This is a genomic window from Aeromonas sp. 604176, from assembly GCF_049170755.1.
GTDB lineage: Bacteria > Pseudomonadota > Gammaproteobacteria > Enterobacterales > Aeromonadaceae > Aeromonas > Aeromonas veronii_A.
This window is the reverse complement of record NZ_JAAKNE010000014.1, coordinates 41,564-53,956: the sequence shown is the minus strand read 5'-3', so window position 1 is coordinate 53,956 and position 12,393 is coordinate 41,564. Positions and strand designations below refer to the sequence as shown.

The 12,393-nt window shown below is 61.5% G+C and carries 11 protein-coding genes; 5 read left to right on the top strand and 6 right to left on the bottom strand.

Annotated elements, in window-relative coordinates; all coding sequences use genetic code 11:
• From G5358_RS04375 to G5358_RS04355, 5 genes are all read left to right on the top strand, one after another.
• Positions 1 to 627 (top strand): NAD(P)(+) transhydrogenase (Re/Si-specific) subunit beta (locus G5358_RS04375; protein ID WP_421323687.1); only part of this gene is annotated, 627 nt, incomplete at its 5' end.
• A gap of 98 nt (positions 628 to 725) precedes the next feature.
• Positions 726 to 1,505: a substrate-binding periplasmic protein gene (locus tag G5358_RS04370; RefSeq protein WP_421250907.1), complete on the top strand. Its 780-nt coding sequence runs from the start codon at positions 726 to 728 to the stop codon at positions 1,503 to 1,505.
• Positions 1,506 to 1,783: 278 nt separating this feature from the next.
• Positions 1,784 to 3,070 (top strand): serine dehydratase subunit alpha family protein, encoded by a 1,287-nt coding sequence (locus G5358_RS04365; RefSeq protein WP_421323686.1) that lies wholly within the window; start codon positions 1,784 to 1,786, stop codon positions 3,068 to 3,070.
• A gap of 133 nt (positions 3,071 to 3,203) precedes the next feature.
• A complete protein-coding gene (locus tag G5358_RS04360; protein WP_005339766.1) occupies positions 3,204 to 4,604 on the top strand; it encodes an L-cystine transporter in 1,401 nt (466 codons plus the stop codon).
• Positions 4,605 to 4,702: 98 nt separating this feature from the next.
• A complete protein-coding gene (locus G5358_RS04355; RefSeq protein WP_421250905.1) occupies positions 4,703 to 6,031 on the top strand; it encodes a CoA-disulfide reductase in 1,329 nt (442 codons plus the stop codon).
• A gap of 78 nt (positions 6,032 to 6,109) precedes the next feature.
• Here G5358_RS04355 and arnF read toward each other — a convergent pair whose 3' ends face one another.
• From arnF to arnC, 6 genes are read right to left on the bottom strand one after another with little or no spacing between them, the layout of a single operon-like run.
• On the bottom strand, positions 6,110 to 6,517 hold the full coding sequence (gene arnF, locus G5358_RS04350) for a 4-amino-4-deoxy-L-arabinose-phosphoundecaprenol flippase subunit ArnF (RefSeq protein ID WP_421250904.1): 408 nt from the start codon (positions 6,515 to 6,517) through the stop codon (positions 6,110 to 6,112).
• Complete coding sequence (locus tag G5358_RS04345; protein WP_216979916.1) at positions 6,514 to 6,858, bottom strand: EamA family transporter; 345 nt, start codon at positions 6,856 to 6,858, stop codon at positions 6,514 to 6,516. Before G5358_RS04345 ends, arnF begins: the two co-directional genes overlap by 4 nt.
• Positions 6,858 to 8,501: a lipid IV(A) 4-amino-4-deoxy-L-arabinosyltransferase gene (arnT, locus tag G5358_RS04340; RefSeq protein WP_288728582.1), complete on the bottom strand. Its 1,644-nt coding sequence runs from the start codon at positions 8,499 to 8,501 to the stop codon at positions 6,858 to 6,860. The genes G5358_RS04345 and arnT overlap by 1 nt, the downstream gene beginning before the upstream one ends.
• A gap of 31 nt (positions 8,502 to 8,532) precedes the next feature.
• A complete protein-coding gene (gene arnD / locus G5358_RS04335; protein ID WP_421323684.1) occupies positions 8,533 to 9,432 on the bottom strand; it encodes a 4-deoxy-4-formamido-L-arabinose-phosphoundecaprenol deformylase in 900 nt (299 codons plus the stop codon).
• A complete protein-coding gene (arnA, locus tag G5358_RS04330; RefSeq protein WP_421250902.1) occupies positions 9,425 to 11,416 on the bottom strand; it encodes a bifunctional UDP-4-amino-4-deoxy-L-arabinose formyltransferase/UDP-glucuronic acid oxidase ArnA in 1,992 nt (663 codons plus the stop codon). Before arnA ends, arnD begins: the two co-directional genes overlap by 8 nt.
• Positions 11,413 to 12,393: an undecaprenyl-phosphate 4-deoxy-4-formamido-L-arabinose transferase gene (arnC, locus tag G5358_RS04325; RefSeq protein WP_421250901.1), complete on the bottom strand. Its 981-nt coding sequence runs from the start codon at positions 12,391 to 12,393 to the stop codon at positions 11,413 to 11,415. Before arnC ends, arnA begins: the two co-directional genes overlap by 4 nt.

The following is a 12,393-nucleotide window of genomic DNA, read 5'->3' as shown; positions in this document are numbered from 1 at the left end:
CTCTCTTACATCATGTGCAAGGCGATGAACCGCTCCTTTATCTCCGTGATCGCCGGTGGCTTCGGCTCCGACGGCGTAGCCTCCACGGCTGATCAGGAGATGGGCGAATACCGCGAAACCAGCGCCGAGGAAGTGGCTGACCTGCTGAAAAACTCCAGCTCCGTCATCATCACCCCGGGCTACGGTATGGCGGTGGCGCAGGCCCAGTATCCGGTGGCTGAAATCACCCAGAAGCTGCGTGACCGCGGCGTCAAGGTGCGCTTCGGTATCCACCCGGTTGCCGGTCGTCTGCCTGGCCACATGAACGTGCTGCTGGCGGAAGCGAAAGTTCCGTATGACATCGTGCTGGAAATGGACGAGATCAACGACGACTTCGCCGATACCGACACCGTGCTGGTAATCGGTGCCAACGACACCGTCAACCCGGCCGCGATGGAAGATCCGGGCAGCCCGATCGCCGGTATGCCGGTACTGGAAGTGTGGAAAGCGCAGAACGTCATCGGCTTCAAGCGTTCCATGAATACTGGCTACGCCGGTGTCCAGAACCCGCTGTTCTTCAAGGAAAATACCCAGATGCTGTTTGGCGATGCCAAGGCCAGCGTCGAGGCAATCCTGAAAGCGCTGTAAGTGCCATTCAGAGATGGGATATCAAGGAGGCTTCGGCCTCCTTTTTTATTGCTCATCCCTTGTATATCCTCAATCCATACGGACCATGAGGGATCTCCATGATGTGGTGTCAGGGTTGGCGAAGGATCGGGTTGTACGGCTGGCTGCTGGCCTCCCTGTTTGGTACTGGTTCGGCCGTGGCGACGAACGAGCCGCCGACTCTGACGCTGCTGACCGAGCTGTGGCCCCCTTATGTGATGCGTGGTGACAATGGCGAGCTGGCTGGCGCCGATCTCGATCTGGCCTGTACCGTGTTGCGCCAGATGGGTTATCGCACTGAAATCAGGGTGCTGCCCTGGAAGCGGGTTCTGCAGCAGGCCCGTCTCAAGCAGGGGGATGCGGTAGTCGACGTCTTCTTTGAACCTTCCCGCCAGCACTGGCTCCACTACCCCGAAGAGCCGCTCTCTTACAGCGGTGAAGTGCTCTTCTATCCATCGGCTCGTCCGGTGGATTTCAGGCAGCTCTCCGACCTCAAGGGGCTGCGGATAGGTATTCAGGAAGATTATGCCTACAGCCCCGATTTTCTGACCGATCCCGGGGTGATCCGGATGCCGATGACGGGGGAGGGGAATGCCATCAAACAGCTGCATCTGATGATGGCCGGTCGGCTGGACGGGGTGGTGCTCAACGAGCGGGTCGGTCGCTACTTGCTGCATACCCAGGGGCTGCAGGATCAGGTGAGCCATGGCTCGCGCCTGCTGACCGACGACAACCGCAACTTCCTCGCGTTTACCCACAAGCCCGGCCACGACCAGCTGGCTATCCGCTTCTCCTCTGCCCTCAAGGCGTTCAAACAGACCCCCGCCTACAAGCAGCTGCTGGCCCGCTACCATCTCTAGGCAGCCCCTCCGTCTGTGCGTTACATCACAATTTGTCGCGCTTTGTTAAAAGATGGGCATAATGGCGCTGAAAAAGCGATGTTGCGCAACTTAATTTGATTTTATTGATATTAAAATCAAATTAAGTTGATTGGTATGGGCTGTCATCAGACGGCCACCTCTCTCGCGACGCCACGGCGACGCGTTCCTGCTTGATGCTGACCCAGTGTCACCCTTTTTTACCATGCTGTTGCCTGTGGCGATGACAGGTATTGCACTACCAAGATGAGAATGCACAGATGAAACCACAATGGACCGACTTTGTTACCCTGCTCAAGCGTGAAGTGGTGCCCGCCCTGGGCTGTACCGAGCCGATGTCGGTGGCGCTGGCGGCGGCCAACTGCCGCAAGCTGCTGGGGGAGACCCCGACCCGCATCAGCGTCTGGGTCAGTGGCAATCTGTTCAAGAACGGCATGGGGGTCGGGGTACCGGGCACCGGCATGATCGGTCTACCGGTGGCCGCTGCGGTCGGCATCACAGGGGGCAACCCGGATGCCGGGCTGGAGGTGCTCAAGACCCTTACACCAGAACAGGTGGAAGCGGCCAAGACGTTGCTGCCGGTCATCAAGGTGGATGTGAAGGATGTGCCGGACGTGCTCTACGCCGAGGTTCTGGCCGAAGTTGAAGGGCACAGTGCCCGGGTGGTGATCTGCACCGACCACACCCGTATCATCCTGATGGAGAAGGATGGCGAGGTTCTGATGGAGCAGGCCAGTGCCCCCGGCGTGCAGATCCAGCCAGCCAAATCCGCCAAACCGACCATGACCCTGCGGGAGATCGTCGATTTTGCATTGGAAGTGCAGCTGGCGGAGATCGACTTTATCCGCGAGGCCGCCACCATGAATCAGGCGCTGGCAGATGAAGGGTTGCAGGGTTACGGCCTGAAGATTGGCAAGATCCTCACCGAACAGGTGGAGCGCAAGCTGCTCTCCGATGACCTGATGACGCTGGCGATGCGCCTCTCCTCCGCCGCCTCCGATGCGCGGATGGATGGTGCCATGCTGCCCGCCATGTCCAACTCCGGTTCTGGCAATCAGGGCATTGCCGCCACCATGCCGGTGGTCGCGGCCGCCCGCTTCCTCAAGGCGAGCGACGAGCCGCTGACCCGGGCACTGGTGATGAGCCATCTGGTGGCCATCTACATCAAGACCTATCAGAACAAGCTGTCGGCCCTCTGCGCCGCCAGTACCGCCGCCATGGGTGCCGGTGCCGCCATTACTTGGCTGCTGGGCGGCCAGTATCAGCAGATCAGCCACTGCATCAACAACATGATTGGCGATGTCTCCGGCATCATCTGCGACGGCGCGGGCAGCGCCTGCTCCATGAAGGTCTCCACCTCCACCTCGGCGGCGGTAAAGTCTTCGCTGATGGCCATCAACAACCTGCATGTCCCCCAGAGCGAGGGGATCGTTTCCGATGATGTGGACCAGACCATCGCCAATCTGGGCCGCCTCTCCAAAGAGGGGATGCTGGATACCGACATCGAAATCATCAACATCATGCGAGCGAAACAGCAGAAGCAGTGAATCTGTGACAAGGGGGCGATAGACCCCCTTGTTCTTGTCACGACGGCGCAGACCGTCTGACACGGTTGCCAGGGCAAGCATGGCGCTTGCTCTTGTTTCTCGGGCGCAAGCCCGCTTTTTGGGGAGTCATACCATGACATTTAGCGTTATCGGCAATCTGGCCATCGCCGCCATCTTGCTGTTCTTTCTCTACCGGTTACAGGAAAAACATGTGAGCTTCACCCGCCGGGTATTTGCCGGTCTGGGGCTCGGTATTCTGTTCGGCGCCGCGTTGCAACTGCTTTACGGTGCTGGTTCGTCCGTCATTGTTCAGACCATCGACTATCTGGATATTGTGGGTAGCGGCTATGTGAAGCTGCTGCAGATGATCATCATCCCGCTCATCATGGTCTCCATCATCAGCGCTATCTTGAAGCTCAATGGCGGCACTGCGCTGGGCAAGATCAGTGCCATGACCATAGGCGTGCTGATCTTCACCACCGCTATCGCCGCCGGGGCGGGCATCCTGATGTCCAACCTGTTTGGCCTGACCGCTGAAGGGCTCACCTCCGGTGCCGCCGAGAGCGCCAGGGGCGCCGCGCTGCAGACCACCCTCGGCAGCGTCGAGAGCATGTCTTTCGCCAAGATGATGCTTGAGTTTATTCCGGCCAACCCCTTCCTCGACATGACTGGCGCGCGCAAGACCTCCACCATCGCCGTGGTGATCTTCTCCATCTTCATCGGCCTCTCTGCCACCGGCATCGCCCGCAAGAAGCCGGAGATTTTCGCCAGCTTCAGCCACTTCGTGGCCGTGGCCCACGCCATTGTGATGCGGATGGTGACTCTGGTGCTGCGCCTGACCCCGTTCGGCGTACTGGCGCTGATGACCAAGGTGGTCTCCGGTTCCAACTACGCGGATATTCTCAACCTGCTCAGCTTTGTGATGGCCTCTTACGGCGCCATAGCCATCATGTTTGTCGTGCACCTGCTGCTGGTGAGCATGGTTGGCATCAACCCGCTGCGCTTCCTCAAGAAGATCACTCCGGTGCTGGCGTTTGCATTCACCTCTCGTACCAGTGCGGGCTCCATTCCGATGAACGTGCAGACCCAGACCAAGTCGCTGGGTATTCCTGAGGGGATCGCCAACTTCGCTGCCTCCTTCGGTTCCACCATCGGCCAGAACGGCTGTGCCGGTATCTATCCGGCGATGCTGGCTGTGATGATTGCACCGACTGTCGGGGTCAACCCGATGGATCCCGGCTTTATCATGACCCTGATCGCCATCATCACCGTCAGCTCCTTCGGGGTGGCCGGGATTGGCGGTGGCGCCACTTTTGCCGCGCTGATCGTGCTCTCTGCGCTGGACTTCCCGGTGGCGCTGGCCGGGCTGCTCATCTCCATCGAGCCGCTGATCGACATGGGTCGTACCGCGCTCAACGTCTCCGGCTCCATCACCGCAGGGACGGTGACCAGCCGCCTGATGGGCGAGACTGACATGCATGTCTTCAACAGCGATCACGAAGTGAGTCTGGACGGCGAAGAGTCCACCGTCTGATTTGCTGTCGGTTGATCTGCCCGTGGAAAGGGGCGACTCTTTCCCGTCATAGACCGCAGGGAGGGCATGCCCTCCCTGCGCCATTGAGAGGAAAAACTATGAGAATTCTGATCATCGGTGGCGAAGCCGCCGGTATGAGTGCGGCGGCCAAGGCGCGCCGTCTGGCCAAAGATGCCGATATCGTGGTGTATGAGGCGTCCGAGGTGATCTCTTTCGGTGCCTGCGGCCTGCCTTACTTCGTCGGTGACGAGTTTCAGGAGCCCGGTTACATGGCCGAGTTCACCCCCGAGCAGTTCGCCGCCAAGGGGATCGAGGTCAAGATTGGCCATCGGGTGCTGAGCGTCGATGCGGCTGCCCAGACTCTGGTGGTGGAGCACAACGGCGACACCTTCACCGACCGCTACGATCGGCTGATGATCGCCACCGGTGCCAGCGAAGTGATGCCCCCCATCCCCGGTCTGCAGCAGCAAGGGGTATTCGGTCTGCGCCGGATGGCCGACGGGCTGGCGCTCAAAGCTGCGGTGCAAGACAAGAATAATCGCCGCGCCGTGGTGATTGGCTCCGGCTTTATCGGGCTGGAAGTGGTCGAGGCGCTGGTCCATCAGGGCAAGGAGGTGCGTCTCATCGAGCTGGCGGATCGGGTCATCCCCGATGCGTTTGATGGCGAGATCACCCAGCACATCGAAACCGAACTGCGCGAGCAGGGGGTCTCTCTTCATCTGGATGAGCGAGTTGAAGCACTGCTGGGGGATGGTCGGGTGACCGGTGTACGCACCAGCCAGGGCGAGTACGAGGCCGATATCGTGGTGGTCTGCACCGGGGTCAAGCCCAACACCGAGTTTCTGGCTGATACCGGCATCGAGCGGCTCGGCAACGGTGCCATCAAGGTGGATCGGCAGGGACGCAGCTCGTTGGCCAACGTCTGGTCGGCCGGCGACTGTGCCAGCGTCTGGCACGCCGTGAAGCAGCAGCAGGTCTATGTGCCGCTCGCCACCATCGCCAATAAGCTGGGCCGCATGGTTGGTGAGAACCTGGCCGGTGCAGAGCAAGAGTTCCCGGGCACTCTGGGTTCTGCCGCGCTCAAGGTACTGGGGTTGGAGGCGGGCCGTACCGGCCTCTCCGAGCAGGAAGCCAAGGCGATGGGCATCGACTATCGCACCGTGGTGATCAAGGACAAGTGCCACACCAACTACTGCCCGGGCCAGTCAGACATTCACGTCAAGCTGGTCTACGAGGCGGGCAGCAAGCGGCTGCTGGGGGGTCAGATCCTCGGTCGCAAGGGGGCGGTCCACCGCATCGACGCGCTGGCGGTTGCCATCACCATGGGGGTGACCACCGAGCAGCTCGGCATGCTGGACTTTGCCTACGCGCCCCCCTTCTCCCGCACCTGGGATGCCCTGAACGTGGCGGGTAACGTCGCCAAATAAAGGGGGGGCAGGCCAACCTGACAGTGGCAAGAGGCGGCACAGGGTGCCGCCTCATTTTTCGCTTAACCTTGCCCTTTGTCAGGAACCGGCAGGGGGCATCTGCCGCTCCGGCTTTCCTGCCGCAGGTTTGCTGCCGACCAGCACTGCGCCGAAGAAGATAAGCGCAACGCCTACCGCCTTGCTTGCCACCAGCGGTTCGGCAAAGGCCGGCATGCTCACCGCCAGCAGATAGACCAGCCCGTAACTGGTGCTGAGCAGCGGGTAGGCGATATTGAGCGGCGTTGAGTGCAGCGCCGCCAGCCAGCAGAGCAGCGACAGCCCGTAGCAGAGGATGCCGATGGCGATGGTGAGGAGCGGCAGGGGGTGAGCCAGCATCACGGCGGGATCGGCCTGCCACTCAGGGAGGCTGATTGCCCCCCACTTCATGCAGAGTTGCGCCACCGTCACCAGCACTATGCTGCCCAGTACGTAGAGATAACCCTTCATAGCAGACCTCCCAACAACAGGGCGCCGACGATGATGGCGGCAGCCCCCAGCCAGTTGCGGCTGCTCACCGGCTCGCGGAAAAAGAGGCGCGAGCCGAGCATCACCAGCACCAGATTGAGGCTGAGCATGGGGTAGGCCATGCTCAGTGGCAGCCGCTGTAGCAGGTAGATCCAGAGCAGCATACCGCTGCCAAGGGCTGCAACGCTCCCCAGCAACCAGGGGGAAGCGAGCTTCTGCCAGTGGTCGTGCGGTGTGCGTTGCCAGCTGATGACCGCCTGCTTTTGCAGCATCTGTCCCGCACTGGTGAGGAGGCTGACCAGCAGGAGGAGCAGGATATCCATCAGCGACTCCCGTGGTAGACGAGCAGAGTGAAGCGGTGACTGCGGATAGTCTGGTCTGCCGGAGGCAGCGCAGCGATCTCCTCGTCATCATTGGTGCGCAGCAACAGGGCTACCTGCCCCTTCTTGCGTGCCTGTGCCAGCCAGTTCGGGAACTCCTCTTGCGTGATGTAGCGCCCCTTGCCATCGGGATAGTCAAGGCCATATCTCAGCTCACCCATGCTATCGAGCAGGTTGACCTCGCTGCGTTTGGTCTCCCAGGCGATGGAGGAGGCGGTACCCACCTCGTTGGCCAGCAGGGTGTGGGACTCCATCAGGATCTCCCGGTTGGCCTTGATGAAGTGCTCCGGCAGTTTGGAGTCCACCAGCGATAACGGCAGCGCCAGCGGCAGGGCGATGGCCAGCACCATGGGACAGAATGCACTCAGCTGCCAGCTACGGGCGGGGGCTACCAGCTGGATAAAGCCAAGCAGCGACCAGCCGACGAAGATGGCCATGGCGATGGCCAGCTTGCCCATCTCGTGGCGGCCGTAGACCGCATGTTGCGGCGAGAAGGCCAGTACCGCCAGCACTCCCACGCAGATCAGGCCAAACAGGCCGTTGATCCAGGCGTTGAGGCGAAATGGCTGATCCCGTCCCTCCTTCAGGGCATTGACCGCGCTGTTGGCGAGCAGGATGGCCAGCGGGGCGAAGCAGGGCAGAATATAGGTGAGCAGCTTGCCCTTGGCGATGCTGAAGAAGATGAAGGGCAGTACCAGCCAGGCCAGCAAATAGAGAGTCTGCGGACCTACCTTGCGCTCCTGCCACCCTTGTCGCAATGCTCCCGGCAGTAGTCCCAGCCAGGGCAGGGTGCCGAGCAGTCCCATCGGCAGGTAGTACCAGAAGGGGGATTTGTGTTGGGCATCTTCCGAGGCGAAACGCTGGATGTGCTCAATCCAGAAGAAGTAGTGCCAGTAGTCCGGCTCCCGCTGATGAATGGCGATGGCCCAGGGGGCGGCCAGCAGGGCGGCGCTCAGGATGGCCAGCGGCCCGAAGCGCACCAGCTCGAGCAGGCGTCCCCGGGTCAGCATATATGGGACCAGCACGATCACCGGTACCGCCAGCGCGATGAACCCCTTGGTGAGAAAGCCCATGCCGCAGGCGAGACCAAATAGCAGATAGCCCGCCATCCTGCGACCGGGTGGCCCCTCCTGCCGGATGAGGTAGAAGCTCACCATGGCGGCGTTGAGCCAGAGGGTCACCATGGCATCCAGCACACTGTAGGTGCCGATGCCGTAGACAATCAGGGTCGAGAGATAGATGAGGCTGGCGAACCACGCCTTGCGCCGGCACTGCCAGAGCTGGAGGGTAAACCAGAAGACCAGCAACGCGCTCAGCCCGGTCGAGGCGGCCGAGGCGAATCGGACGGCAAAGTTGCTCTCGCCGAACATCAGCTGGCTGAGGCTGTTGAACCAGTAACCGGCGATGGGTTTCTCGAAGTAGCGCAGGCCAAGGAAGTGGGGCACTACCCAGTCACCCGTGGTGACCATCTCACGGCTGATCTCGGCGTAACGGTTTTCGTCCGGGCTCCATAGCATCCGCTGGTTGAGCGGCAGCAGGTAAAAGAGCAGAAAGAAAAGGGGCAGGGCCCATCGGGTCATCTTCATGAGATCCTCGGTTGCAATCTGGTGAGCTGGTTCATGGGGCTGCCTTGCAGCCGAGCCACCCTTCGCGTCCCGGCAGGGTGCCGCGCAGCAGGTGACCGGTCGGTAGTTGAGTCGGGTCAGACGGGAGCAGCTCGCCAAGGGGGACGAAACGGATACCGCGCGCTTTGGCTTCGCCGAGCAGGGCATCGAACTGCTCCGCCATGACGATCCCCTCCACCTCGGCGTGGATGGTGTAGACATGGGGGCCCGGTTGCGGTGTCGCGGTCAGCTGCTCCAGCAGGAAGTGGTTGAAACCGTCGACCGTCACCTGATGCCCCACCACCTCGTCAAAGGTGGGCAGGTTGACCGGGATCTGCGGGGTGCCGGGCCGCCCATCCTCCAGAATGGGGCGGAACAAGCCGCAGCCGCGACAGTCACTGTTGTAGCGAAAGCCGAACTGCTCCTTGGCTTGGGTGGTGAGCGGATCGGCCCGCCAGCCAGCGGCGGCGGAGCAATCCACCGCGCGCCCCAGAATGTCGCTCAGGGCATCGACCCCGAGCTTGGTCTGGCGGACCAGCTCGACCTCGTTCCAGCGACCGGTGTTGGCCTGCCAGCCGTGGTGATCCCAGGCGTGCAGCCCCACCTCGTGACGGGCGCTGTCGGTGTCGCGCATCAGGGAGCCGAGCTGCTTGCCGATGGATTTGCCTGGCCAGGCGGTGCCAGCCAGCAGGATATCGAGCCCATACAGAGATGCTGCGTTGGAACGCAGCATCTTGAGCAGGAAGCGGGGCTTGAGCAGGCGCCACAGGTGGCGCCCCATGTTGTCGGGACCGACCGAGAAGAAAAAACTCCCCTTCACCTGATGCCGGTCGAGCAGTTGCAGCAGGCGGGGCACCCCGTCACGGGTCCCCCTGAAGGTATCGACGTCGATCCGCAGACCCACCTCAATCATGTTCGACTCCCGTTGTGACAGCCCCTTGCAGAAAGAAGTCCAGCGTCTTGCCGATGGTCTCCTCCATCTCGATGGTCGGTTCCCAATTGATCAGCTTGCGGGCATTGCGGATGCTCGGACGACGGTGGGAGACATCCTGATAGCCATCGCCGTAGAAGGACTTGCTCTCCACCATCTTGAAGCCGGCGAACGGCGGGAAGTGGTCGCGCAGCGGGTGAGCATCGAACTTGGCGAGCAGTACCTCTGCCATCTCGCGAATGCTCGCCTCGTTATCCGGGTTGCCGATGTTGATGATCTGGCCGTTGCAGCGATTGCCCTTGTTCTCGACGATGCGGAACAGGGCTTCGATGCCATCCTCGATATCGGTAAAGCAGCGCTTCTGGGCGCCGCCATCCACCAGCTGGATCGGGGTACCGTCCACCAGATTGAGAATGAGCTGGGTAATGGCGCGAGAGCTGCCGATGCGGGCGGAGTCCAGACTGTCGAGGCGCGGCCCCATCCAGTTGAAGGGGCGGAACAGGGTGAAGTTGAGCCCCTCTTTCTTGCCGTAGGCCCAGATGACCCGATCCAGCAGCTGCTTGGAGACGGAGTAGATCCAGCGCTGCTTGTTGATGGGGCCGACGATGAGGCGGGATTCATCCTCGTCGAAGCTGTGATCGTCACACATCCCGTACACCTCGGAGGTGGAGGGGAAGATGATGCGCTTGTTGTACTTGACGCAGTAGCGGACGATCTTGAGGTTTTCCTCGAAATCGAGCTCGAACACCCGCAACGGGTTACGGGTGTACTCGATGGGGGTGGCGATGGCCACCAGTGGCAGGATCACGTCGCACTTCTTGATGTGATACTCGATCCACTCTGTATGAATGCTGATGTCCCCCTCCACGAAGTGGAAGTTGGGGTGGCCGATGAAGCGATCCACGGCGCTGGAGCCGATGTCGAGGCCATACACTTCGTAGCCGCCATCCTTGAGCAGACGCTCGGTCAGGTGGTTGCCGATAAAGCCGTTGACGCCGAGGATCAGCACCCGGGTCAGGCGCGCCTTGCGCAGGGCATTGCTCGCCTTGGCGCCGATCTTCATTCCTTCGACCAGCCCCAGTTCGCGGGCAAGTTGGGCACCGCGTACATAGAGCCCCCCTTCGGCCTGGCCGGTCAGGATCTCCAGCACCCCCTCACCACAAGCCACGCGCAGCGGGTCGTGGGAGAGAATGGTGCCTGGCTGCAGGTCGTTCTGGATCGCCAGTGGCTTCGCCTGCCAGACCGTCAGCTTGCGATCACCGGCGAAGCTGAAGGCGCCCGGGTAGGGTTGGGTGACGGCGCGTACCAGGTTGTAGAGATCGCTGGCGGGCTTATCCCAGCGCAGCTCGCCATCGGCCGGGGTGCGGCGACCATAGTAGCTCGCCTTGCTCTCGTCCTGCGGGGTGAAGGTGGCGTCCCCGCGCTTGAGTTTGACCAGCTCCCCTTCGAGCAGGGCGCGGGCTGCCTGGCGCATCTTGCCATGCAGGGTGAGTGCGGTGTCATCGTGGGCAATGGTTACTGCCTGCCGGGCAAGGATATCGCCGGCATCGGCACGGGCCGTCATCCGGTGCAGGGTCATGCCGGTCTCGGTCTCGCCGTTGACCAGACACCAGTTGATGGGGGCGCGGCCGCGATAGGCTGGCAGCAGGGAGCCGTGCAGGTTGAAGGCCCCGACGGTTGGGATATCGAGGATCTCCTGCTTGAGCATGTTGCGGTAGTAGAAGGAGAAGATGGCCTCCGGTGCCAGCTCGCGAATGCGCTCAATCCAGAGCGGATGGTTCACATCTTCGGGAGAGAAGACCGGCAGGTCGTGATCGGCACAGAGTTGGGCGACCGAGTCGAAGAAGCGGTTCTCGCCCGGATCGTCGGCATGGGTAAAGACCGCCTGGATCTGGTAGCCGGCCTGAAGCAGGGACTCGATACCGGTGCAGCCGATATCGTGATAGGCAAAGACGACAACGTTCATGATTGAGTTTCCTGTTGCGAAGCATCCGGGGTGGAGCGAACGATTTGGTGAATGAAGTAGCGGGGACGGGCGCGCACATCGGTATACATTCGGCCTATGTACTCACCCAGCAGTCCCATCCCGATCAGCTGTACGCCGACAAAGGTGAAGAGAATGGCAAACAGGGTGAAGACGCCATCTGCTGCCCAGTCGGCACCCAGTAACAGGCGCAGCAGCAGCAGCAGGATCGAGAAGATGAAGCCGATCCCCGCCACCACGCTGCCGACGATGCTGAGCAGGCGTAGCGGGGCCGTGGTCATGCAGGTGACCAGGTCGTACATCAGGTTGATAAGGTGCATCAGGCCGTATTTGGATTCGCCGTGGGCCCGCTCGGCGTGGCCCACCTCCAGCTCTGTGGTACGGCGGGCAAAGCTGTTGGCCAGGATGGGGATGAAGGTGCTGCGCTCCTGACAGCAGAGCATGGCGTCGATGATGTGGCGGCGATAGGCGCGCAGCATGCAGCCGTAGTCGCTCATCTGGACGCCGGTCGCCTTTTGTACCGACTTGTTGATAAAGCGCGAGGCCGTCTTGCGAAACCATGAATCCTGCCGGTTTCGGCGGATGGTGCCGACCACGTCATACCCTTCCATGGCGGTGGCGACCAGCCGCGGGATCTCTTCCGGCGGGTTCTGCAGATCCGCATCCAGAGTGATCACCAGATCCCCAGTTGCCGTCTCGAAGCCCGCCATGATGGCGGCATGCTGACCATAGTTGCGGTTGAGCAGCACGGCGACCAGCTTGCTCCCTTCGCGATTGGCGGCTTCGCTGATGATGGTGGCGGATCGGTCATTGCTGCCGTCGTCGATCAGGATCACTTCGTAATCCTGGCTCAGCTGCTCGCAGGTGTCGGTCACCCGTTGCAGCAGTTCCGGCAGGCTCGCCTCCTCGTTGTAGATGGGGATGATGACTGAGACCCGTTTGATGTCGTTATGGTTCAC